This window comes from Microtetraspora glauca (genome assembly GCF_040656155.1).
GTDB lineage: Bacteria > Actinomycetota > Actinomycetes > Streptosporangiales > Streptosporangiaceae > Microtetraspora > Microtetraspora glauca.
Map to the genome: position 1 here is coordinate 249681 of NZ_JBFALK010000002.1, position 23889 is coordinate 273569.

21 protein-coding genes are annotated in these 23889 nt (G+C 71.8%); 17 read left to right on the forward strand and 4 right to left on the reverse strand.

Annotated features, from left to right (window positions below; all coding sequences use genetic code 11):
* The first annotated feature begins 30 nt into the window (after positions 1-30).
* Genes accD through AB0I59_RS04375 form a run of 4 tightly spaced genes read left to right on the forward strand, consistent with a single transcriptional unit; the run spans position 31 to position 3675 of the window.
* Positions 31-951, forward strand: coding sequence for an acetyl-CoA carboxylase, carboxyltransferase subunit beta (gene accD, locus AB0I59_RS04360; protein WP_358129907.1), 921 nt, complete (start codon positions 31-33; stop codon positions 949-951).
* A 59-nt stretch (positions 952-1010) separates the two neighbouring features.
* Positions 1011-1781, forward strand: coding sequence for a carboxyltransferase subunit alpha (gene accA, locus AB0I59_RS04365; RefSeq protein WP_358130597.1), 771 nt, complete (start codon positions 1011-1013; stop codon positions 1779-1781).
* Positions 1778-2305, forward strand: a complete 528-nt coding sequence (gene accB, locus AB0I59_RS04370) for an acetyl-CoA carboxylase biotin carboxyl carrier protein (protein WP_358129910.1) — start codon at positions 1778-1780, stop codon at positions 2303-2305. Before accA ends, accB begins: the two co-directional genes overlap by 4 nt.
* Positions 2302-3675 carry an acetyl-CoA carboxylase biotin carboxylase subunit gene (locus AB0I59_RS04375; protein WP_061257476.1) on the forward strand — a complete coding sequence of 458 codons (1374 nt, stop codon included), beginning with the start codon at positions 2302-2304 and terminating at the stop codon, positions 3673-3675. Before accB ends, AB0I59_RS04375 begins: the two co-directional genes overlap by 4 nt.
* Before the next feature lie 42 nt (positions 3676-3717).
* Here AB0I59_RS04375 and AB0I59_RS04380 read toward each other — a convergent pair whose 3' ends face one another.
* Positions 3718-4476 (reverse strand): TetR/AcrR family transcriptional regulator, encoded by a 759-nt coding sequence (locus tag AB0I59_RS04380; RefSeq protein ID WP_061257477.1) that lies wholly within the window; start codon positions 4474-4476, stop codon positions 3718-3720.
* 352 nt (positions 4477-4828) lie between these two features.
* Between AB0I59_RS04380 and AB0I59_RS04385 the strand changes: the two genes are divergently transcribed.
* Entirely contained in the window at positions 4829-6727 is a 1899-nt protein-coding gene (locus AB0I59_RS04385) for an AfsR/SARP family transcriptional regulator (protein ID WP_358129914.1), read from the forward strand.
* Between the two features lie 141 nt (positions 6728-6868).
* On the opposite strand, the gene AB0I59_RS04390 is transcribed toward AB0I59_RS04385, so the two are convergent.
* Both AB0I59_RS04390 and AB0I59_RS04395 read right to left on the reverse strand, forming a co-directional pair.
* Positions 6869-7519 carry an ArsR/SmtB family transcription factor gene (locus AB0I59_RS04390; RefSeq protein ID WP_358129917.1) on the reverse strand — a complete coding sequence of 217 codons (651 nt, stop codon included), beginning with the start codon at positions 7517-7519 and terminating at the stop codon, positions 6869-6871.
* Positions 7520-7521: 2 nt separating this feature from the next.
* Positions 7522-8022, reverse strand: coding sequence for a cupin domain-containing protein (locus AB0I59_RS04395; RefSeq protein WP_061257480.1), 501 nt, complete (start codon positions 8020-8022; stop codon positions 7522-7524).
* Positions 8023-8330: 308 nt separating this feature from the next.
* Here AB0I59_RS04395 and AB0I59_RS04400 point away from each other — a divergent pair, with 308 nt between their 5' ends.
* From AB0I59_RS04400 to AB0I59_RS04445, 10 genes are all read left to right on the forward strand, one after another.
* On the forward strand, positions 8331-9812 hold the full coding sequence (locus tag AB0I59_RS04400) for an MFS transporter (RefSeq protein ID WP_358129920.1): 1482 nt from the start codon (positions 8331-8333) through the stop codon (positions 9810-9812).
* Positions 9813-10205: 393 nt separating this feature from the next.
* Positions 10206-11672, forward strand: a complete 1467-nt coding sequence (locus AB0I59_RS04405) for an NtaA/DmoA family FMN-dependent monooxygenase (protein WP_358129923.1) — start codon at positions 10206-10208, stop codon at positions 11670-11672.
* The gene (locus tag AB0I59_RS04410) at positions 11669-12850 is read left to right on the forward strand and encodes an LLM class flavin-dependent oxidoreductase (protein WP_358129925.1); all 1182 of its coding nucleotides are present in this window, start codon (positions 11669-11671) and stop codon (positions 12848-12850) included. Before AB0I59_RS04405 ends, AB0I59_RS04410 begins: the two co-directional genes overlap by 4 nt.
* Complete coding sequence (locus AB0I59_RS04415) at positions 12847-13941, forward strand: LLM class flavin-dependent oxidoreductase (protein ID WP_061257483.1); 1095 nt, start codon at positions 12847-12849, stop codon at positions 13939-13941. Before AB0I59_RS04410 ends, AB0I59_RS04415 begins: the two co-directional genes overlap by 4 nt.
* Entirely contained in the window at positions 13938-15086 is a 1149-nt protein-coding gene (locus tag AB0I59_RS04420; RefSeq protein ID WP_358129928.1) for an LLM class flavin-dependent oxidoreductase, read from the forward strand. Before AB0I59_RS04415 ends, AB0I59_RS04420 begins: the two co-directional genes overlap by 4 nt.
* Before the next feature lie 129 nt (positions 15087-15215).
* Positions 15216-16844, forward strand: coding sequence for an ABC transporter substrate-binding protein (locus AB0I59_RS04425; protein WP_358129932.1), 1629 nt, complete (start codon positions 15216-15218; stop codon positions 16842-16844).
* Entirely contained in the window at positions 16841-17857 is a 1017-nt protein-coding gene (locus AB0I59_RS04430) for an ABC transporter permease (RefSeq protein WP_358129935.1), read from the forward strand. Before AB0I59_RS04425 ends, AB0I59_RS04430 begins: the two co-directional genes overlap by 4 nt.
* Positions 17854-18702, forward strand: a complete 849-nt coding sequence (locus AB0I59_RS04435) for an ABC transporter permease (RefSeq protein WP_358129938.1) — start codon at positions 17854-17856, stop codon at positions 18700-18702. Before AB0I59_RS04430 ends, AB0I59_RS04435 begins: the two co-directional genes overlap by 4 nt.
* Entirely contained in the window at positions 18699-20327 is a 1629-nt protein-coding gene (locus tag AB0I59_RS04440; RefSeq protein ID WP_358129941.1) for a dipeptide ABC transporter ATP-binding protein, read from the forward strand. Before AB0I59_RS04435 ends, AB0I59_RS04440 begins: the two co-directional genes overlap by 4 nt.
* 232 nt (positions 20328-20559) lie before the next feature.
* Positions 20560-22026, forward strand: a complete 1467-nt coding sequence (locus AB0I59_RS04445; protein ID WP_358129944.1) for a serine/threonine-protein kinase — start codon at positions 20560-20562, stop codon at positions 22024-22026.
* A 76-nt stretch (positions 22027-22102) separates the two neighbouring features.
* On the opposite strand, the gene AB0I59_RS04450 is transcribed toward AB0I59_RS04445, so the two are convergent.
* Positions 22103-22828 carry an FHA domain-containing protein gene (locus AB0I59_RS04450; protein WP_061257489.1) on the reverse strand — a complete coding sequence of 242 codons (726 nt, stop codon included), beginning with the start codon at positions 22826-22828 and terminating at the stop codon, positions 22103-22105.
* 101 nt (positions 22829-22929) lie between these two features.
* Between AB0I59_RS04450 and AB0I59_RS04455 the strand changes: the two genes are divergently transcribed.
* A complete protein-coding gene (locus AB0I59_RS04455) occupies positions 22930-23163 on the forward strand; it encodes a hypothetical protein (RefSeq protein ID WP_358129947.1) in 234 nt (77 codons plus the stop codon).
* A 48-nt stretch (positions 23164-23211) separates the two neighbouring features.
* Positions 23212-23796, forward strand: coding sequence for a nucleoside/nucleotide kinase family protein (locus AB0I59_RS04460; RefSeq protein WP_358129950.1), 585 nt, complete (start codon positions 23212-23214; stop codon positions 23794-23796).
* Positions 23797-23889 lie beyond the last annotated feature (93 nt).

Consider the following 23889-nt stretch of genomic DNA (forward strand, 5'->3'; position numbering starts at 1 on the left):
CCGCACCACTCCACCCAACCGGAGTCCCACATGACCAGCATGATGGAGCGATCTCCCGGCTTCCCGGCGGCGCCGTCCGAGGAGCCCGACTGGATGAGCTGCCGCCGCTGCCGGGTCCTCTTGTACCGCAAGAGGTTCGACAGGGCGGGCGGGGTGTGCCCCGAGTGCGGCTGGCACAGCCCGCTCAGCGCCGATCGGCGCGTGGCGACGCTGCTCGACCGGGAATCCGCCGTCCGCGTCGCGCCGCCGGAGACCGTGCACGACCCCCTGTCGTTCGTCGATCTCGAGCCGTACGCCGACCGGCTGTCGAAGGCGCGGGCGCGGACGGGGCTCGACGACGCGGTCCAGGTGGTGCGCGGCACGATCCAGGGCCGGCCCGTCGTGGCGGCCGTCATGGACTTCGCCTTCCTCGGCGGCAGCCTGGGCGCGGCGGCGGGCGAGGCGGTCGCCGTCGCGGCCGAGACGGCGCTCGCCGATCAGGCTCCTCTCCTGCTGGTGACCGCCTCCGGCGGGGCGCGCATGCAGGAGGGGACGCTGTCCCTGATGCAGATGGCCAAGACCGCGGGCGCGATGGCGCGGCTGGACGAGGCGGGGCTGCTGACGATCTCGCTGATCACCGATCCCACGTACGGCGGGGTCGCCGCGTCGTTCGCCACGCTGTCCGACGTCCTGATCGCCGAACCCGGAGCCCGGATGGGCTTCGCCGGGCCGAGAGTGATCGAGCAGACCATCCGCCAGAAGCTGCCCGGCGACTTCCAGACGGCCGAGTTCCTGCTGGGACACGGGCTCATCGACGGAGTCAGGGCCAGGGCCGAGCTGCCGTACCTCCTGGGCACGCTGCTGTCGGCGACGGCGGCGGAGTCAGCGGCGGCGGCGGGGGAGACGGTGGCGGGGGACGGGCCCGTGAGCGGGACGCGGAGGACGTCGCGGTCCGCGATCCACGCGGCCTGACCCGCCGTCCCGTCGACCAGGCCGTACGGCTCGCGCGCGACCTCGGCCGGCCCACGACCCTGGACCACGTCGCCGAGTGGACCGACAGGTTCGTGGAACTGCGGGGAGACCGCGCGGGCGGCGGCGACTGCCCCGCCATCGCCGGCGGCCTCGCCGTCGTGGACGGGCTTCCCCTGGTGGTCGTCGGCCACCAGAAGGGCCACACCACGGACGAGCTGGTCCGCCGGAACTTCGGCATGCCGTCCCCGGCCGGATATCGCAAGGCCATGCGGCTCATGCGACTGGCCGCGAAGCTGCGGCTCCCGCTGGTGACGCTGATCGACACCCCGGGCGCGTACCCGGGGCTGGAGGCGGAGGAGCACGGCCAGGCCCACGCCATCGCCGAGTGCATCCGGCTCATGGGGAGCCTGCCGGTCCCCGTGGTCAGCGTGATCACCGGTGAAGGCGGCAGCGGCGGAGCGCTGGCGCTCGGCGTGGCGAACGAGGTGCTGATCTGTGAGAACGGCGTCTATTCGGTGATCAGCCCCGAAGGGTGCGCGGCCATCCTGTGGCGCAGCCCGGAGGCGGCGGGGACCGCGGCCGCCGCGCTGAAGATCGACGCCGCGTCCATGCTCGAACTCGGCGTCGTCGACGGCGTGGTCCCGGAACCCGACGGCGGGGCGCACCGCGATCCGGCGGCGGCGGCGCGGCTCGTCCGCCGGGCGGTGGTCCACGCGGTGCGGAGGCTGCGCGGGCGCGACGGCGCGGATCTGGTGGCCGAGCGCCGCGCACGGTACCGGCGCTTCGGATCGGTCGACACCTCCCTCAAGGAGAAAGGAATCCTTCCGTGACAGAAACGCTTCCTTCGGCCTCTCCGGACGCCGGCCCTCTCGACCCCGTTCCCGACACCTGGATCGCGACGGAGATCAGCACCGTCTGGCGCACCGTCGTCGACATGGTGGGCGGTGCCTCCCGGCCGCCCAGCCGGATCAGCGTCCAACTCGGTTCGGCCAGCATCGAGATGGAGTGGGGCGCCTCCCCGGAGGCCACCGTGGGCGTCTCCGAAGCCCCGGCCGTGCGGGCGGCGGTGCCGGGAGCGCCTGCTCCGGAGCCGGAGCCGCAGGTGTGGCACGCCGTCCGGGCTCCGCTGGTCGGCACCTTCTACCGCGCTCCGGAGCCGGGGGCCAAACCGTTCGTCGAGGTGGGCGACATCGTCGAGCCGGGCAGGCAGATCGGGATCGTGGAGGCGATGAAGCTGATGAACCCGATCGTCGCCGACACGGCCGGGCGGATCGTGGAGATTCCCGTGGGCGACGGGGAGCCTGTCGAGTACGACCAGCCGCTCCTCCTGCTGGAACCGTGGGAGGGCGAGTGACGGCCGGCCGACGGCCTGACGGTCTCTTCGAGACCGTGCTCGTGGCCAACCGCGGGGAGATCGCGTTGCGGGTCGTCCGTACGTGCCGGGAGATGGGGATAAGGACCGTCGCCGTGTACTCCACCGCCGATCGGGACTCCGCCGCCGTCAGGGCCGCGGACGTGGCGGTGCACATCGGCCCCGGGCCCGCCAAGCAGAGTTATCTGTACCCGCCCGCGATCGTCGAGGCGGCGCTCCGCACCGGGGCGCAGGCCGTCCACCCGGGGTACGGATTCCTGTCCGAAGACCCCGACTTCGCCGAGATCTGCGCGAAGAACGGCCTGGTCTTCATCGGTCCGAGGCCCGAGGTGATGGCGGAGCTGGGGGACAAGGCGCTGGCCAGGAGCCTGATGGCGGACGCGGGACTGCCGGTGCTCCCGGGCACCCGCGAGCCGGTCGACAGCGCGCCGGAGGTCACCGCGGTCGTGGAGGAGATCGGCCTGCCGGTCATCATCAAGGCGTCGGCCGGTGGCGGCGGCCGGGGCATGGCGGTGGTCAGGACGTGGGAGGAACTGCTGCCGGCCTACCGCTCGGTCCGGGCGGCCGCGCGCGCCGTCTTCGGTGACGACCGCGTCTACCTGGAGCGGTACGTGGAGCACGCGCGCCATGTCGAGATCCAGGTGCTTGCCGACGAGCACGGCGGCGTCGTGCACCTGGGGGAGCGCGACTGCTCGGTGCAGCGCCGCCACCAGAAGCTGATCGAGGAGAGTCCCGCGCCCCGCCTCGACCCGGCCACGTCGCGGGCGCTCCGCGCCGCGGCCGTACGCGGTGCGAGAGCGGTGGGGTTCACCGGCGCGGGCACCTTCGAGTTCCTGGTCGACGGGCGGGACATCGCCTTCCTCGAGGTGAACTCACGGATCCAGGTGGAGCATCCGGTGACCGAGATGGTGACCGGCGTGGACCTGGTCCGGGAGCAGATCGCGATCGCCGCCGGCCGGCCTCTCGGGTTCCGGCAGGAGGACGTCCGGCACACGGGCGTGGCCCTGGAGTGCCGGGTCAACGCGGAGGACCCGCGGCGGGGCTTCGCCCCTTGTCCGGGTGTGCTTCACGAGTTCGTCCCGCCGGGCGGCCCGTTCGTCCGCGTGGACACGCACGCCTTCCCGGGCTGGGAGGTCTCCCCCCACTACGACTCGCTGCTCGCCAAGGTGATCGTGTGGGCGCCCGACCGGGAGCAGGCGATCGCGCGGATGGATCGCGCCCTGCGGGAATTCCGGATCGACGGGCGGAACATACGGACGACGAAGGAACTGCTGCGGGACGTGATGGCCGATCCCGTCTTCCGGTCGGGTTCTCACACCACGTCCCTGCTCGACGTGAGACCGGACGCCTGATGTTCTCCGAGAAAAATCGTGACGCTGACCGTCGAACGACGGTCAGCGTTCCTTTTTCGGTTCTTCCGTTAACGTGCTCTTAATACGATCCACATTCTTGAGGCCGTAAAGGAAAAGGTCGAGGCCGAATTCGAATCGCGTGCTGTCGCTTCCCGCCAGGAGACTTTCCACCATGGCGGTCGTATGCGGGAAATGTTCCTTCGGCAGGCTCGCGTAATAGTCGCCCACGCGGCGCCAGTAAGCCTCGACGTCGGACTGCGTGGCACGCCCCCTGACGATGTGGTGGCTGACTTCGAGGGCGTCGGCGGTGACGTAGAGGGTCAGCCGGTCGACCGCCCAGCCGCACACCTGGTCCGGCAGGCCGGCCGACCGCAGGATGGCCAGGAACCCCTCCGCGACCCACAGCCCGTTCGGCCCGCAGGGCGCGTACGCCATGCCGATCCTGGCGATGTCGGCGTGGTCGGTCAGCGCGCGCCGCAGCGCGAAGGCGAGTTCCTTGATCTGCTCCTGCCAGCGTGCCGGATCGGCCTTGGGGACCGAGACCTCGCCGAAGACATGGTCGATGAGGAGTTCGAGCAGCTCATCCTTGTTGGCGACGTACACGTACAGCGAGGCGGATCCCGTCTCCAGCTCCTGGGCGACGCGGCGCATGCTGAGGGCGTCGAGCCCCTCCCTGTCCACGATCTCCAGGGCCGTGCGCACGATCAGCTCCTGGGTCAGCGGAGGCTTGCTGGGCGCGGCTTTGGCCGGGGTCCGCCAGGGCGGCGGAGGCGCACCAGGGGGGAGGTGACGGTCTGCCATGCTCGCTCCTCAAACTCTTGCTAACACCGTACTAGATTGGGACAATAGTCGTATAACGAACAGTGATCGGTGCCAGATCGACGTTCGGGCGACCGGCGAGGCGGGGGCCTCCCAACGGAGATGTAATTCTGTTTTGTCGTCCACGGGGGGCGCCGCAATGCGTGACGCGATAAACGGAAGTACTTGACTTTATGGACACGTTCTGGTCAAATCGCTACGCGGCCGAACGGTATTGACTTTCGCTATTTCGTCCGACGCTTCGAGGGTTCGACACCAGCACCACCTCGCACGACCCTCGAAGAAATGACGGGGGTTGATGACAATGTACGTGAGCCTCTTAGGTCCCCTACAAGTGATTCGTGGCGACGATATCGCCACTCCTTCCGCGGGAAAACTGCGACAACTTCTCAGCCTGCTGGCCCTGTGCGCGAACGGCATCGTACGGACGGAACAGATCATCGAGGAGCTGTGGGAGCAGTGCCCGCCGGTGAGCGTTTCGACCACCCTGCAGACCTACATCTACCTGCTGCGCAAAGACCTTGATCTCGGCCGGTCGCAGCCCACGCGGGTGTCCGGCGCGGGGGAGTCGTGGCAGCCCTCCCTGCAGACGTCCGCGTCCGGCTACCAGCTCTCCCTGGAACCCGGCATGCTCGACTCCCTGCGGTTCGAACAGCTCGCGGAGCGCGGCCGGGTGGCGCTGGACGCGGGGAAGACCGCGGCCGCCGCGGACACCCTCGCCGAGGCGCTCCGGCTCTGGCGGGGCCCCGCCCTGGTGGACGTGACCTGCGGGCCGCTGCTCCAGGCCGAGGTGTTGCGGCTGGAGGAGAACCGCAAGAGCACGCTGGAGAACCGCATCGACGCGGATCTCGCGCTCGGCCGGCACATGGAGCTCCTGGGCGAGCTGACCGCGCTGACCGCGAAGCATCCCACGCACGAGGGGTTCCCTGCCCGGTTGATGAAGGCGCTGTACCGCGCGGGCCGCAGGTCGGACGCGCTGGGCGTCTACCAGCGCCTGCGGTACAGCCTCGCGGACGAGCTCGGACTGGACCCCTCCGCCGACATCCGGCAACTGCACCAGAGCATCCTGAACGCCGATCCGCTGCTCGACATGCCGAAGCCCGAGAAGGTCACGGCGGCCGCTCCGGTGCGCGTGGTGCCGTCGCAGATCCCGGCGAGCATTCCGATGATCGTCGGCCGGACGCAGCAGCTCGCGGAGATCCTCGACCTGCTCACCGCTCCTTCACACGATCATCCGTCCGTGGTCATGATCGCCGGCCCACCCGGGTCCGGGACGACGAGCATCTGCACCCACGTGTCCCGCCAGGTGCGCGAATGCTATCCCGACGGTCAGTTCTTCGCCCGGATGCTCGACCACGAGGGCCGCAGGGTGAGTCCCGCGAAAGTGCTGGAGGACTTCCTCAGGGCGATCGGGGTGCCGGAGGACCGGATGCCGCCGTCGGTCGTGGAACGCGCGTACGTCTTCCAGGAATGGGCGCGTTCGAGGAAGACCCTGGTGATGCTCGACGACGTGGTCGACATCAGCCAGGTCGACTGGCTGCTGCCCGCCAACCCGGACAGCGCGTTGCTGGTCACCTGCCGGCGCAGGTTGTCGATCCCGTCCGTCACCACGCTGGTGAACATCCCGCCGCTGAGCGTCGAGGAGGGCGTTCAGCTGCTCATCCACCTGATGGGCAGGGAGCGGGTGGAGCGGGAGCCGGCCGCGGCGCGCCGCCTGGTCGACCTGTGCGACGGCCTCCCGGCGGCGCTCCAGGGGGCCGCGGCGTGCCTGCTGGTGCGCCCGCACTGGACCCTCGAACGGCTGGTCGCCCGGAAGGAGTACGAGCTGGCGGTCTCCGCCACCGCCACCGTCGAGCCGGCCGACGATCCGATGAGCATCTGGGCGAGCGTCAAGCGGACCTACCAGATCGTCCCCCGGCCGGCGCAGATCGCGCTGGGCCGGCTGACGACGCTTCCGGCCACGGTGGTCTCGCTCGACCTCGCGGCGTCGGCTCTGGGGATCGACGAGCACCTGGCCGAGTCGATTCTCGAGGAGCTGGTGGAGTTCCAGCTCCTGGAGACGGAGTCCGACGCGGAGCGCGAGAACGGCCTCGACTACTGGTTTCTGCCCACCCTCCGCCGAATAGGGCACCAGCTCGCGGGCGCCGGGCACAAGCGGCACGGGATCGAGAGCGGGACCCACGGCGTCCACAGCGGGCCCCGGGGTGAGCAAGGGCTGTCCCGGGTCTCCTGACGTGCCGTGATCGATGATCGGCCGGTTGCCCGGCCGATGGCGCCACATGGGGTTCGGCCGGTGTTCCGGTGGCGCATGGTTGGTGCCGGGCCGGTGTTCCGGCGGTGCGTGGACGATGCCGGGCCGGTGTTCCGGCGGTGCTCAGTGGTCGGCCAGGCGATGGCCGGAACCGCGCCAGCCGGTGATGCCTCCTTCCAGGGGGCGGGCCCGGCGGCCGTGTTCACGCAGGAGCCGGACGGCCCGTGGGGACACGACGCAGTACGGACCCCCGCAGTAGGCGACGATCTCGACATCGTGCGGCAACTCGTCGAGACGATCCCGGAGTTCCTCCAGCGGCAGCGAGACCGCCCCGGGAAGATGCCCTTCGGCGTACGAGTCGGCCGACCGCACATCGATGACGATGGTGTTCGGGTCGGCGAGCCGCCCGGCCAGTTCGTCGGCGGTCACCCCCTCCAGGGAGTCGATGTGCTCCGACACCGCGTCCCTGAGATCGGCGAGCCGCTCGTGCGCGAAGTCGCGCAGCTGGCCGAGGAACAGCGGCACACGCTCGTCGGCCAGACGGTAGTAGATCCGCGTCCCCTCCCTCCTGCTCGTCACGAGGTGAGCCGCGCGGAGCTGTTGCAGCTGGGCCGAGGTGTTCTTCAGCGCGATCCCCGCCTCCTCGGACAACTCCTCCACCGTGCGCTCCCCCTCGGTCAGGACATCGAGCAGCCGCAGCCGCACGGGGCCGGCGAACGCCTTCCCGATGCGGGCGAGCTGCTGGTAGATCGGTTCCTCGGGGAATCCGGCCATGGTCAGACCATGTACTGGTCGTGACGGCTGAAGACCTCTGTCCACTCCTCGGGACTGAGCTCCCGGTCGCTGGCCGCGATCTCGGCGAGTTCCTCGAAGTACGCCTCGCGCGGTGCTCCCGGCGTGAACAGCAGCAGCATCGAGGCCGGCTCGCCCGACTCGTTCCGGAACGCGTGCACCCCGCCCTCGGGCACGTACAGGAAGTCGCCCGGCGTTCCCTCGACCCAGCGCTCCCCGTTGTACAGCCGGATGGTGCCGGACAGGACGTAGAAGGACTCGGTCATGGTCCGGTGGAAGTGCGGGCTGGGGCCGGACGGTCGCGGTCCCATCTCCCACCGGTAGAGACCGAAATGCCCGTGGGTCGAGGCCCCGGTGGCCAGGTGGTGGACGTTGGTCCCCGTACCGTCCGGTCGCATGATCAGGTCCGGCGGCGCGGACGCGGGCCGGAAGACCCCGCTGTTCTCGCCGTTCTCGCCCAGATAGCGCGCCTCGGGATACGACATGACAACTCCTCTCATATTCCAACGATTTTTAGAATAGTACCCTGTGCTGCCTGAATGCGGATCATTCGTGCGAGATGGGGCACTGGCCAACCGGTCCTGCCCGAGGCCGCCTCCGATGTCCTGCCGGAGGGCCTCCCGGACGTCCCACCGGATGTCCGGTCCGAGGCCCGGTCCAAGGCTCTGTTCGTGGACCTGCTCATGCCCTGGTCGTGGGCCTGTTCGGGTCGTGTCCGAGGGCCTGGGACGCCAGGCGTCCGCGACGGCGTGTCCGGCCGGTGACCCGCGGCCTGCCCGCCCACCGTGGACCCATGACGAAGCGGCCCAGGCGGGCATCGCGGCGCGGAACGGCATATGACACGCGGCTGGTCATCGCCGCGAGAGCGTTGCGCACCTTCGGGTACGGATGTACCAGCGTCCTGCTGGCGGGAATGCTCGCTCAGGACGGCGACGCTCCATGGCAGACCGGGATGCTGCTGGCGACCGCGTCCGCGGGCTCGGTGGCGTCCAGTCTGGCGTTGGGGCTGTTCGCCGACCGCTGGGGGCGCCGTCGCGCGTTGATCGTGTGCGGATGCCTGATGGCGGCCGCCGGAGCGGTCTTCGCTGTCAGCGAGTCCTTCCCGGCCCTGGTCGCCGCGGCGTTCGTCGGCACCATCTCGCCCTCGACCAACGACAACACGCCTTTCTCCGGAGTGGAGCAGTCGATACTCGCGCAGACATGCGCGCCCGCCCGGCTCACCGCGATGTTCACCGTCTACAACGTGACGGCCCTGGCGGCAGGGGCGCTGGGCGGGCTCGCCGCCGCCGCGCTGGGGCTGCAACACGTTGTCTCGCCCGGTGACGCCGCGTTCGCGCTGTACGCCCTGCTGGCAGGCTGCACGGTGCTGTTGTTCCTGCGGCTCTCACCCGCCGCCGAAGCCCAGCCCGTCGCCTCCACTCTCTCCGAAGCCCGGCCCGCCGCCCAGGTCGAGCCGGTTCCCGGAGCCGCCGTGCCTACCGCCCAGGTCGAGCCGGTTCCCGGAGCCGCCGTGCCTACCGCCCAGGTCGAGCCGGTTCCCGGAGCCGCCGCGCCTACCGCCCAGGTCGAGCCGGTTCCCGGAGCCGCCGCGCCTACCGCCCAGGTCGAGCCGGTTCCCGGAGCCGCCGCGGCATCCGTCTCCGCGGGTGGGACCCCCGCTGCCTCCCGTGCGGGGACCGCCCCGGCGGCAATGCCGCGGCTGCCGCGTCAGGTACGCCGTCTTGTGGGGCTGTTCGCCGTCGACGCCTTCGCGGGGGGCCTGGTGGTACAGGCGGTGCTCGCCTGGTGGTTCGCGCACCGCTTCGGCGCCACCACGACGCAACTCGGCCTGGTCTTCTTCGCCGCGAACCTGCTGCCCGCCCTCGCCCAGCTCGCCGCGCCCCTGCTGGCCGCGCGCCGTGGACTGCTCGCCGCGATGCTGGTGCCGCACTTCGTGTCCAACCTGATCCTCGCCTGCGTCGCCTTCGCCCCCGATCTGGGCAGCGCGATCACCCTGCTCCTGCTGCGCCAGACCCTGTCGAAGATCGACGTACCGGCGCGCCAGGCGTTCACGGCGGCCATCGTGCGACCGAGCGAGCGCACGGCGGCGGCCAGCATGGCCGGCATCGCCCGCAGCGTCGCCGTCTCCGTGAGCCCCGTCGTCGCCACCGCGCTGCTCACCGGGCCGCTCGGCCTCGTGGGCGCGCCCCTGCTGCTCGGTGCCGCTCTCGCCATCGGGTACGACGTGACGATCTGGCGCACCTACCGTTCGGTCCCTCTGAGCCTCGACGTCTGAACGGGTGCCGTCCCCGGACGGCGGTGGTTCGGCGACGGGCGGGCCCGGATTCTGTGCCCGGCCGTCACGCCGCGTTCTCGTGCACTCGCACTCGTGCTCCTGTAATGCTGCCGTACGCCGTGCGCCGGTCCCTTCCGCCGGAGCCCGGATGACGACCGACCAGACCGACCGGACCGACCGGAGCGACCGGACGCCGGCTTGATCGACGGCACGGCCGCGTGCGTGCCGGTCGTGTCCGCGGCCTGTGCTGTCCCGGCCCGCCGTTCCCGCCGGTCGGCCTTCCGGCGGGTCAGGCGATCTTCTGAGAGGTCATGAACCGCCTGATTTCCGGACCTTGACACCTTTCCCCTTATTTCCTACTTTTTTACTGGGCATTTGCGGAGAGGAACCCATGTGACCACTTCCACCGATGCACTGCCACGTAAGCGGGTCCACCTGGCGGCGCACTTCCCCGGCGTGAACAACACCACGGTCTGGGCGGACCCCCGCTCGGGCAGCCAGATCGACTTCGCCTCCTTCGTCCACCTGGCCCGTACGGCGGAGCGCGGCAGATTCGACTTCTTCTTCCTCGCGGAAGGGCTGCGGCTGCGCGAGCTCAAGGGGCGCATCCACGATCTCGACGTGGTGGGGCGCCCCGAGAGCCTCACCGTGCTGGCCGCGCTTGCCGCCGTCACCGGCCGTCTGGGGCTGGCCGGTACGGTCAACGCCACCTTCAACGAGCCGTACGAGCTGGCCAGGCGGCTGGCGACGCTCGACCACCTGAGCGAGGGCCGGGCGGCGTGGAACGTGGTGACCAGCTCCGACGCCTTCACCGGGGAGAACTTCCGGCGCGGCGGCTACCTCGACCGGGCCGACCGCTACACCCGGGCCGCCGAGTTCGTCCGGGTGTCGCGCGAGCTGTGGGACTCCTGGGCGCCCGGCGACCTCGTCGCCGACCAGGAGAGCGGCCACTTCGTACGGCACGGCGACGTCGGCGCCGTCCGCCACGACGGGCCGCACTTCACCGTCGAGGGACACTTCAACGTCCCACGCGCCCCTCAGGGCCACCCCGTGATCATCCAGGCGGGAGACTCCGACGAGGGCCGTGAGTTCGCCGCCTCGACCGCGGACGTCATCTTCAGCAGGCACGGCACGCTGGAGGAGGGCAGGGCCTTCTACACCGACGTCAAGCGCCGGTTGTCCCGCTACGGGCGCGAGCGGCACGAGTTGAAGATCATGCCGGCGGCGACCTTCGCGCTCGGGGACACCGATGAGGAGGCCGCCGAGCACGCCGCCGAGATCCGCCGCCTGCAGGTGAGCCCCCAGACGGCGATCGCCTTCCTGGAACAGATCTGGGGCAGGGACATGTCGGCGTACGACCCCGACGGGCCGTTGCCCGACGTCGAACCCGAACAGGAGGGCGGCGTCTCGCAGGGGCGGGTCCAGGTCGCCGACCGGGCCGCGGTCGCCGCCAAATGGCGGGCCGTGGCCGAGGAGAAGAACCTGACGATCCGGCAGCTCGTCATCGAGATGACCGGACGCCAGTCGTTCGTCGGATCGCCCGCGACGGTGGCCCGGCGGATCGACGAGTTCGTCCAGGCGGACGCCGCCGACGGCTTCATCCTCGTCCCGCACCTCACCCCGGGCGGGCTGGACGACTTCGTCGACAGGGTCGTGCCGCTGCTGCAGGAACGCGGCGTGTTCCGCGCCGACTACGAGGGCACCACGCTCCGCGATCACCTGGGACTCGCCGTGCCCAGGTCCCTACCGGAGGCCGCACCAGCCGCCACATCCGGCGACGCACCCCGCCTCGTGCCGGAAGCCGTGCCAACGGCAGTGCGCGCAGCAGTGCCGGCGGCCGTACCGGAAGGAGAGTCATGACGACGCCCCTGCACCTCGCCGTCGCGCTCGACGGGGCCGGCTGGCACCCGGCGGCATGGCGTGAGGAGGGCGCGCGGCCCCGCGACCTGTTCAGCGCGCGCCACTGGGCCGCCCTGGTCGCGGAGGCGGAGCGCGGGCTGCTCGACTTCGTCACCATCGAGGACGCGCTCGGCCCGCAGTCCACCGCGCCCGACGGCCCGGACGGCCGGACCGACCGAGTACGCGGCCGGTTCGACGCGGTGCTCCTCGCCGCGCGGGTCGCGCCGCTCACGTCGCGGATCGGGATCGTCCCGACGGCCACCACGACCCACACCGAGCCCTTCCACGTGGCGATCGGCATCGCCACCCTCGACCACGTGAGCGGCGGCCGGGCCGGCTGGCGGGCGCAGGTCTCCGGCCGGCGGGCCGAGGCCGCGCACTTCGGGCGCAGGGACTTCCCCGTGCTCGATCCGGAGCACCTGGACGATCGCCACGTCGGGGACCTCTTCGAGGAGGCCGCCGACGCGGTGGAGGTGGCCCGCCGGCTCTGGGACAGCTGGGAGGACGACGCCGAGATCCGCGATGTGGCCACCGGCCGGTTCGTCGACCGGGACCGGCTGCACTACATCGACTTCTCCGGGCGCTGGTTCACCGTCAAGGGCCCCTCGATCACGCCGCGCTCCCCGCAGGGGCAGCCGGTCGTCACCGCGCTCGCCCACGCGCGGGTGCCGTACGAGTTCGCGGCGCGGTCGGCCGACGTCGTCTACGTGACCCCGCACGACCGCGAGGAGGCGCGGCGGATCGTCGAGGAGGTGCGCGCCATCCCCAGGGACGGGGCGCCACTGAAGATCTTCGCCGACCTCGTCGTCATCCTCGGCGCCGACGCGGCCGAGGCGGCCGAGCGCGGGGCGCGGCTCGACGAGCTCGCCGGAGCCGAGCTCACCTCCGATGCCGCGATCTTCACCGGTAGCGCGGGCGAACTGGCCGACCTGCTCCTCGACTGGCAGCGGGCCGGGATCCAGGGATACCGGCTGCGCCCGGCGGCGGTGCCGTACGACCTGGAGCGGATCACCCGCGAGGTGACCGCCGTGCTGCGCGGGCGGGGCGCCTTCCGCGCCGCGTACGAGGCGGGCACCCTGCGCGGGCTGCTCGGCCTGCCCCGCCCCGTGAGCCGCTACGAGGAGGCGACCACGTCGTGAAGTTCCTGGCCATCACGCTGATCGTGCACGACACCGCCGGCTCCGCAGCGTCCGGTCCGACCACGTCCACCAGGTCCAGCGCGTCCGCCGGCTCCGGCACGTCCACCACGGAACGGTTCCGCGAGGTGGTGGACAACGCCGTGCTCGCCGAGGAACTCGGGTTCGACGGCTTCGGCGTGGGCGAGCGGCACGAGCGTCCCTTCATCTCCTCGTCACCGCCGGTGGTGCTCAGCCACATCGCCGCGAAGACGTCGGAGATCCGGCTGTTCACCGCCGTCACCACGCTCAGCCTGCTCGACCCGGTCCGGGCGTACGAGGACTACGCCACGCTCGACCACCTCTCCGGCGGGCGCCTGGAACTGATCATCGGTAAGGGCAACGGGACCGCGCAGGCGCAGCTCTTCCACGTCACCCCCGAGGACCAGTGGGAGCGCAACCGCGAAGGATACGAGCTGTTCCGACGGCTCTGGCGCGAGGACAGGGTCACCTGGGACGGGCGGTTCAGGCCGTCGCTGACCGACGCGGAAACCTGGCCGCGCCCGCTCCAGCGGCCGGTCCGCGTCTGGCACGGCAGCGCCACCAGCAAGGAGTCCGTCGATCTCGCCGCGAGGTACGGCGACCCGCTGTTCTCCGCGAACGTCACCAATCCCATCGACCCGTACGGCGAGCTGATCGACCACTACCGGGAACGCTGGGCGCACTACGGGCACGACCCCGCCGACGCTCTGGTCGGCGCGGGGACCGCCGGGCTCCACGTCGCGCGGACCTCGCAGGAGGCGATCGAGACCTACCGACCGATCTTCGCCGCGCGCCAGGAGACGTTCAGGAGGCACGGCGTCCCCCCGGTGTTCCACTCGCTGGAGGACGCGATCGAGCGCGGTTCCATCCTGGTCGGCAGCCCGCAGCAGATCATCGACAAAGTTCACCGCTACCACGATCGGTTCGGTCATGAGGTGATGCATGTGCAGGCCGACGCCGACGGACTGCCTCCCGCACGGCACCGGGCCTCGCTTGAGCTGTTCCAGGCGGAGATCGCCCCGGTGCTGCGCAAGGAGATCCCCAGCAGGCCCTTCCCCGGGAGGCTGTCATGACCGTTCCGCTCTCCATCCTCGACCTGTCGCCGGTTCCCTCCGGAGGCGGCGTCGCCGACGCGCTGCGCAACACCGTCGACCTCGCCCGCCGGGCCGAGGAACTCGGCTACCGCCGGTTCTGGGTGGCCGAGCACCACTTCGCCACGGGGGTGGCCGGCTCGGCACCCGCCGTGCTCGTCGGCCTGATCGCCGCCGCGACGCGCCGGATCAGGGTCGGTTCCGGCGCGGTGCTGCTCGGGCACCAGACGCCGGCGGCCGTGGTCGAGCAGTTCGGCCTCGTCGACGCGCTGCACCCCGGCAGGATCGACCTCGGCATCGGCCGGTCCGGCCGCCGCCGTGAGGAGTTCGCCGCCCGCGAGTCCGCGTCCGCCCGCGACTCCGCGTCCACGGCCGGCCGGGGACCGGCCGGGTGGCGCACCGTCGACGGACTGCTGATCCCGGCGCCGTTCTCCTACGCCGAACTGGCCCGCTCACCCGAGCTGGCCTTCCAGGAGTCCCTGCTCCAGCAGCCCGGCGCGTCGACCCCCGACTTCGCCGAGCAGGTGGACGACATCATCGCGTTCCTTCGCGGGACCTACCGCTCCGCCGACGGTCTGACCGCGCACGCCGTACCCGGCGAGGGAGCCGACCTGGCGCTGTGGATCCTCGGCAGCAGCGCCGGGCAGAGCGCCCGGCTCGCGGGGAAGCTGGGCCTGCCGTTCGCCGCGAACTACCACGTCAGCCCGGCCACGGTGCTGGAGGCGGTGGAGGCGTACCGGGACGCGTTCACACCGTCGCAGGTGCTGGCCGAGCCGTACGTGCTCGTCTCCGCGGACGCGGTCGTCGCGCCGGACGACGCGACGGCGCGCGAGCTGGCCAAGCCGTACGCGCTGTGGGTGCATCGCATCCGCACCGCCAAGGGCGCCCCGCCGTACCCCACTCCGGCCGAGGCCGACGCCTTCCCCTGGACCGAGTGGGACAGGGCGCTGGTCGCGGACCGGGTCGAGACCCAGTTCGTCGGCTCGCCGGGGACCGTCGTCGCGGGGCTGCGGGTGCTCCAGCGGGCGACCGGAGCCGACGAGGTCCTCGTCACCACGATCACCCACGGGCACGCCGACCGGGTGCGCTCGTACGAACTGCTCGCCGCCGCGTGGGAGAACGGGTGACCCCGGCCCGTGGGCGGCGGCGTCGGCGCGGCGCCGGGCAGGCGCTGAACGGGCGTTGAGCCGGCGCCGAACAGGCGCCGAACGGAGCGGCGGGGCCATGTCCCGGCGGAAAGACCAGGAGGCATACCAGTGAAGCTGACCAGAAGCGGACTTTCTCTGATATTGCTCATCGCCCTGACCGCGTGCGGCTCCTCGGAGGGGACCTCAGGCGAGGTGTCCGGGAAGGCGTCCGGCGGCGGCTCGCTGACCTGGGCGATCGAGACGCAGCCGATCACCTTCAACCCCCAGCTGTGGGCGCAGAACAAGGCCAGGCTGCTGGTGTTCAACCAGTTCGACGCGCTGGTGGCCCGGGGCGCGGACGGCGGGTTCGTCCCCTGGCTGGCGAAGTCGTGGAAGATCTCCGCCGACCGGCTGACGTACACCTTCGAACTGCGGGACGACGTGACCTTCCACGACGGGACGAGGTTCGACGCGGCGGCGGCGAAGGCCAACCTCGACCAGTTCCTGGTACCCGGATACAACCCGGCGGTGGCCGCGATCCAGTTGCACGCGTTCGACCGGGCGGAGGTGGTGTCCCCGACCACATTGAAGATCACCCTGAAGGAGCCGGACGGGTTGTTCCTCGACTTCCTCTCCTCGCCCCTCGGGGGGCAGGTGTCCCCGAAGTCCCTGAAATCCGCCAAGGACCTCAAGGCGGGCGGTGCCGACGTGGTCGGCACCGGACCGTTCATCCTCGACCGGTACGTCCAGGGGCAGGAAGTGCACTACCGGCGCAACCCCGCCTACCACTGGGCGCCGGAAGGAGCCGCCCACCAGGGGCCCGCGTACCTGTCCGAGGTGACCTACCGCTTCCTCTCCGAGGCGGCCGTACGCGTCGGGGCGCTCACCTCCGGGCAGGTGCAGGTGATCGAGGGCGTCCCGGCCACCGAGGTCGCCCTGGTCAAGGCGGATCCGGGCCTCACCTTCCAGTCCGCGCTCAACTCCGGCACATCGTTCTCGTACTACTTCAACGCCTCGCGGCCGCCGTTCGACGACGAGAGGGTACGGCGGGCCTTCCGGGAGGCCGTCGACCTCGACACGGTCCTCGCCTCCGTCTACCGGGGGACGGCGACGCGGGCGTGGAGCGTCGTCGCCCGGACCAGCCCGTTCTACGACCCGTCCCTGGAGAAGACCTACGGAGGAGACGCGGCGAAGGCGAACGCCCTCCTCGACGCGGCCGGATGGACCACGCGGGACGCGGAGGGCTACCGGGTCAAGGACGGCAAGCGGCTCACCGCGCGCACCGTGGCCTCCGCGCCGTTCGTGCGGGACCGCCGCGACATCCTCGCCCAGGCCATCCAGGCCCAGGTGAAGCAGACCGCCGGCATCGACTTCCAGGTCAAGATCGTGGATCAGGGAACCGCCCAGAAGGCGCTCGACGACAACGAGTACGAGGTCTTCGAGAACTCGCGCGGAGACTCCGACGTGGGAGCCGCGCTCAACCTCATCCTGCCGGAGGGCGCGGCCATCAACCGCACCCGCTTCCACGACCCCGAGACGGAGAAGCTGCTCGCGCGGGCGTCGGCCAGCTCCGACACCGCGGAGAGGAAGAAGCTCTACGGCCAGGTCCAGCGGGCGGTGGTGTCCGACCACGCGATCGTCTTCCCGATCTACGTCCCCGCCGACCAGATCGCCGCGCGCGCGACCGTGCAGGGGCTCGGCTTCGACCCCGTGGCGGGCACCCCGCGCAGCGCGTACGACGTCCGGGTCGGCACATGACCGCCACCCGGACGCCGGAGGCCGCGGCCGGGCCGGTGGTGCCGCCCCCGCCCGGCCCGGCGGCCCGCCGGTTCGGCCCGGCGCTCCGGTGGCTCGGACCGGTGGCGCGCCGGGCGGGCTCCGGGCTGGCGGTCCTGTGGGCGGCCGCGACCGCCGCCTACGGCGCGCTGCGGCTGGCCCCCGGTGACACCGTGGACATCCTGATCGGGGAGGGGGCCGACACCCCCGGGATCCGGGCGCAGATCATCCGCGAATGGGGGCTCGACCGGCCCGAGATCGTCCAGTACGTCGGCTATCTGGGCCGCCTCCTCCACGGCGACCTCGGCCGTTCCTACCAGCTCCAGCGGGGAGTCGGCGACATCCTCGCCACCCAGGTGGGCCCGACCGTGCGGCTCACCCTCGCCGCGGCCGCGACCGGCGTCCTGCTCGCCCTCGCCGTCGCGCTGGGAACGGCGGGCAGGGCGCGCCGGCTGCGCCGTGCGGCCTCGGCGGCGGAACTGGTGTCGGTGTCGGTCCCGCCGTTCGTGATCGGCATCCTGCTGCTCACCGTCTTCTCGTTCACGCTCGGCTGGTTCCCCGTCTCCGGCGCGGGGGATCCGACGGCGCTCGTCCTCCCGGCCCTGGCCCTCGGCCTCCCCATCGCCGGAGTGCTCGGCCAGGTGCTCCGCGAAGGACTGGAGCGCGCGCTGGAACAGCCCTTCGCCCTCACCGCGCGGTCGCGCGGGCTCACCGAGCGGGCGCTCGTCGCAAGGCACGCCCTCCGCCACGCGCTGCTCCCCGCGGTGACGCTCGTCGGCTGGTTCACCGGCGTGCTGCTCGGCGGGGCCGTCATCATCGAGGCGCTCTTCGGCCGCCCCGGCCTCGGCCAGGTCACGATGCTGGCCGTCACCGGGAAGGACATGCCTGTCGTCATGGCCGTCGTCATCCTCTCCGCGGTCGTCTACGTCGCGGTCAGCACCCTGCTCGACCTCGCCTACCGGCTCATCGACCCCCGGCTGAGGAGCGTGCGATGACCACCGCCGCGGTCGCCGCCGCCGTGACCCGCGGGCCGTACCGGCCGCGCCCCGGGGCGGTCCTCGCCGGGCTCTTCCTCACCCTGCTCGCCGTCGCCGTCGTCGCACCCGGCCTGGTCACGGGTGTGGATCCGCTCGCGGCCGATCCGCTGCGCGCCCTGGCGCCGCCCGGCCCGGAGCACTGGCTCGGCACCGACCACCTGGGCCGGGACGTGCTCGCCCGGATCGTGTACGGCGCGCGGCACTCGCTCAGCATCGGGGTCCTGGCCACGGGCCTCGCCGTGACCGCGGGGGTGCTGCTCGGGCTGGCCGCCGGACTGTCGCACCGCTGGGTGGACGAGGCGCTGGCCCGCTCGTTCGACGTGCTGTCCACCTTCCCCGAACTGCTGCTCGCCCTGCTCGTCATCGCGATCACCGGCCCCGGGACCGGAAACGTGATCCTGGCGATCGGCATCGCCCAGATCCCGAACTACGCCCGCGTGATCCGGGCCCAGACCTTCGTCGTACGGCGGGCCGGATACGTCGAGCAGGCGGTGACCTCGGGGCTGCCCCGCGCCGCGATCACCGCGCGCCACGTGCTGCCGAACGTGCTCGGCCCGATCCCCGTGCTCGCCACCATCGGGCTCGGGCAGGGCGTCATCGCCGCCTCCGGCCTCAGCTTCCTCGGCATGGGACCACAGCCGCCCGCCGCCGAATGGGGCGCGATGCTCTCCGAGGCCCGCAACTATCTCCGGGTCGCCTGGTGGGAGGCGCTGTTCCCCGGCATGGCGATCACGTTGACCGTCGTCTGCCTGACCGTGATCGGCCGGCGCCTGCAGCGCCGCTTCGAGGGGAGGACCCCATGACGGAGCCGGTGAGCGTCCGGACGGCGGTACGCGTGGCGAGCGAACCGCTGGTGGCCGTCGAGGAGCTGCGCGTCTCCTTCCCCTCCGCCGGAGTCGAGGCCGTACGCGGTGTGTCGCTGTCCGTCGCCCCGGGGGAGTGCGTGGCCGTCGTCGGCGAGTCCGGGTCGGGCAAGAGCGTGACCGCGCGCTCCCTGCTCGGGCTGGCCGGGCCGGGGGCGGCGGTGCGGGCGTCCCGCTTCACGATGGCGGGCCGGGACGCGCGGGGCTTCGGCCCGCGTGACTGGCGGCGGATCCGCGGACGGTTCGCCGGGCTGGTCCTGCAGGACGCGCTCGTCTCGCTCGATCCGCTGCGCACCGTCGGGGACGAGATCGCCGAGGTGCTCGCCGTCCACGACGTCGTGCCCCGGCCCGGCCGTACGGCCCGGGTTGTCGAACTCCTCGCCTCCGTGGGGATCCCCGATCCCGAGATCCGGGCCGGGCAGTACCCGCATGAGCTCTCCGGGGGGCTGCGGCAGCGCGCGCTGATCGCCTCGGCCGTCGCGGCCGACCCCGAACTGATCATCGCGGACGAGCCGACCACCGCGCTCGACGTCACCGTGCAGGCGCAGATCCTCCGGCTGCTCGCCGACCGCAGGGCCGCGGGCACGGCGGTGCTGCTGATCAGCCACGACCTGGCCGTGGTCGCGTCGCTCGCCGACCGCGTCCTCGTCATGAAGGACGGGCTCGTCGTCGAGGAGGGGCCCACCGAGCGCGTGCTGTCGTCGCCCGGCCACGAGTACACCCGGTCCCTGCTGGCGGCCGTGCCCTCGGCCTCGTCCAGGGGCACCCGGCTGTCCGCCCCCGCCGTGCCGCTGCCCGAGCGGGCGGCGGGCCACGCGCCGGAGGTCCTCGCCGCGACGGACCTGTCCCTCTCGTACGGCTCCCGCCGCGCGGTGGACGGCGTCTCCTTCACCCTCCACCGGGGCGAGACCCTCGGCGTCGTGGGGGAGTCGGGATCGGGCAAGACGACGCTGGCCCGGCTCGCCCTCGGCCTGTTCGACCCCGGATCGGGCGAGGTGCGCCTGCACGGCCAGCGCTGGAGCGGCGTCCGCGAACGGCGGCGCCGGCCCCGGCGTCCGGCGATCCAGCTGATCTCGCAGAACCCGCTGGAGTCGTTCGACCCCCGCCACACCGTCGGCCGCCTGGTCGCCGAACCGCTGCGCGGCCTTCCCCGGCGAGAGCGCCGGGCCCGCGCCCTGGAGCTCCTGGAACGCGTCGGCCTGGCCCCCGGCCTCGCCGCCCGCCATCCCCGGGAGCTGTCCGGCGGCCAGCGCCAGCGGGTCGCCATCGCCAGGGCGCTCGGCCCCCGGCCCGACGTCCTCGTCTGCGACGAGCCGGTCTCGGCGCTCGACGTGTCGATCCAGGCCCAGGTCCTGGACCTGCTGGCCGAGATCCAGGCGGAGGACGGCACCGCCCTGCTGTTCGTCTCCCACGATCTCGGGGTCGTCCACCACATCAGCGACCGGGTGCTGGTCATGAAGGACGGGCGCGTCGTCGAGGAGGGCGACGTGGACGACGTCTTCTTCCTGCCCCGGCACCCGTACACGCGGGACCTCGTCGCCGCCGTCCCCCGCCTCCCGACCTGACCCCGACCACCCGGCCGGTCCGCCAAGGCTCTGAGGAACGGGGGGTGACCAGGCCGGACTCGTAGGCGAGGACGACGAGCTGCGCGCGGTCGCGCGCGGCGCGGCGGGCGTTCCCGGCGTTCCTGACGTTTCCTCGAATTCGAAGATCCCCAGCGGTTAGCATGGCGGTGCGCGCTGACCATTCGCACTGACTGGGCGCTGACAAGGTGACGTCGAGAAGGCGGGACGCCACGTGGACACAGAGGGCTGGGCGGTCAGCGTACCGACGGGGTACCGCGTCGGCGACTGGCAGGTGACCAGGCCCATCGCCTCCGGCAGCTGGGCCAGCGTGTACGAGGGGCGGCCGGTGACCGGCGACGCGGCGCCGGTGGCGTTGAAGTTCCTCCCCACCGGCACCGTCACCCGCCGCCAGCTGCGCCACCTGCGGGACATGACCCAGCGGGAGATCCGGCTGCACCACACGCTCCAGCACCCGCGCATCGTCCGGGTCACGGAGACACTCGTCGTGGACGACGTGAACGATCCGGAACTCGACGGCGCCTGCGTCCTCGTCATGGAGCTCGCCGAGAGGTCCCTGGCCGACCTGCTCCGCGCCGGAACGCCGGGCACGCCCGTTCCGGACGCGCAGAGGCTGATCATCGAGATCTGCGAGGGGCTGGCGCACCTGCACGCCGAAGGCTGGTTGCACGGCGACCTCAAGCCGAGCAACGTGCTCGTCATGGCCGACGGTTCGATCCGGCTCGCCGACTTCGGCCTGGCCACGGAGATCGACGGGACCCACGGCTACCTCCCTCCGGCCGGTTCGGTCGATCACGTGCCCCCGGAGCGCTGGGGCGAGCCGCTGACCGAACGCGGCTACGCCGTACGGACCTCGGCCGACATCTGGGCGCTGGGCGTGACGGCCTGCCAGCTGCTCACCGGCCATCTGCCCTTCAACGCCCCCACGGCACGCGCCCGGTACGTCGCCGCCGCGGAGTACGCGGCCGGGGAGCGGCCCCTCTCGTTCCCCGCCACCCTGCCCGACGCCTGGCGCTCCTGGATCGGCGACTGCCTGTCGCCCCGGCCGAGGTCCCGGCCCGAGGCGGCGCGTCAGCTGCACCGCGCCCGCCTGCTGGCCGGTACCGTACGCGTTCCGAGCCGGAGAAGGCATCGCGCCGTCGTGGGCTTGGCGGCCGCGGCGCTCCTCACGCTGGCGGCGGGTACGGGGGCGACGCCGACGCACGGTCCGGCCGATCCGTACGCACGCTGGCTGCGTACCGACTCCGACATCCCGCGCGAATATCGCGCGCTGATCGTCCAGGCCGGCACCATGTGCGACGAGCCCGGCCTCACCCCGGCGCTCGTCGCCGCCATCCTGAAAGTGGAGAGCGGCTTCGACCCGCACCTGTCCGATCCCACCAAGGACGAGTACGGCATCGCGCGGTGGACGCCGTCAGTGCTGCGGTACTACCTTCCGCCGGACAGGAGGGGCGAGATACTCACGCCTCCGCTGTCCCCCGAGGACTCCATCCCCGCCGTCGGCCGCTACCTGTGCGTACGGCTGCCGCTGCTGGCCGGGGTGCCCGGGGACCACGGCCTGCTGGGGGCGGCGGCGTTCCGCTCGTCCGACGACGTGATCCGCGAGGAGAAGGGAGTTCCGGCCCGTTTCCAGCCGTACGTGGAGCGTGTCCGCCGGTACCGCGCCGCCTACAAGCCGTGAGAAGCGCCGGGCCGTCGGGCAGTGCTCAGCGGTCGGGCAGTGCTCAGCTGTCGGATGCTTAGCCGTCGGGCAGCGCTCAGCCGTCGAGCAGCGCCAGGTGTTCTTCGGTGACCAGGTCGAACCGGAGCGCGACGGACACCAGGGCGGCCCGCTGCCAGTCGGCCTTCCGCGAGTCGGACGCCTCCTTCACGCGCAGTTTCGTCCGGGCCAGATAGTCGATGTGGAAGTTGACCGCGGGCCGGGTCAGCTCGGCGCCTTCGGGGACATGCCGCAGGCGCTCCAGCACCTCGGGAACCGTCGGGATGACCGACGACGAGCAGTCCCGCAGGCGGGGCTCGCAGAGTGCGACCAGCACCAGGAAGTACTTCGCCGACTCGTCCACGGCGAACGCCGACAACGTGGGCTCACCGGCGGTGCTCTCCGGCGCGTCGAAGTCGATGTAGCTGTGCTGGGAGGCGAAGACCAGGAACGAGCACGACCCTTCGGCGACGGGCAGCACCACGCGGGCGAACTCGAACGGCACCGGCGCGGCGGCCCTGCCGGGGGCCACCTTGAGGAACTCGCCGCCGCCTTCGGGGTTCTCGACCACGAGGGTGGCGGCGCGGCTGAGGTTGGTCAGCAGCCAGTAGTCGTCCACGGCCCTGATCACACCGGCCCGGCGCGAGACGCCCGGATGGTGCAGTGGGAAGTCGACGGGGGCGGACAGGTCGCCGCGACCGAAGCTGATCTCACGCCCGGGAGGGATCTCCAGAGTGGAGGATCCGGGGCCGGGAGACTCGACTTGCAGGAGGATCGTCCGCATTCTTCTGGATCCTCCGAGCGGATGACGACGACACCCTTGAGGCTTCGAGGTTAGCAAAGTCGGGATCGCGTCCGACGATGTCGATGCCGGGGAACGCGGACGTGACGCGGAACATCCGTCGAATCGACATCCGTGGACTCCGGCTCATCGGAGATCCGGCGTACGCCGGAGGAACCGCCGGAGTAACGGGGAAGCGATGTTCTCTGTACGAGCGAGAACCGGGGGACGTCGACTGCGTACGGTCACGCACCACGTGGATCGTCGCCAACGGCCGGATCTATCCGCCGGGGGAGTGGATCAGGATCTGGACCTCGAAGTGGTTCTACGCCGCCTGACGACGCATCATGGATGGCTGATGTCGGCCAGCCGAGGGACGTGATGTGGTGAGGGGGACCCCGGCACCGGCCGTGAGCCCGGCGACGAGCCTGACGCCGGAGTCGGCCGCCGCCGTCGAGCGGTTGCTCGACCGCCCCGCCCGGGCGGGCCGCACCCGCGTCCTGGCCGTCGAGGGACGGTCGGGAGCGGGCAAGTCCACCCTCGCCACGGCGCTCGCGGCCGAGTGGACCATGCCCGTCGTCCGGATGGACGATCTCTATCCGGGCTGGGACGGCCTGCTCGACGGCGTCGACGCGCTCGTGGAATGGGTCCTGCGGCCGCTCAGTCTGGGGCGTCCAGCGCGGTGGCGGCGCTATGACTGGGCCGCGGGAGACTACGCCGAATGGCACGGGGAGCCCGAAACGGGGGCGCTTCTCGTTGAGGGCGTCGGCTGTGGTTCCAGTGGCGCCGCTCCGTTCCTGAGCGGCCTGATCTGGGTCGAGGCCGCCGACGACGTCCGCAGGTCACGGGCCCTGGCCCGGGACGGCGACGTCTACCTTCCCCACTGGACCCGCTGGGCCGACCAGGAGGAGCGGTTCTACGCCGCCCACGACGTCCGCGCCCGCGCCGACCTGACGATCGTCACCGGCTGAACAGGAGCCCCGTAAAGGAAGAGGAACGCGGCTCGGCGACTGTGCCGGTCGCGACATCGGTGGTCGGACACCGAGCCGTCGGGACGTCGGTCG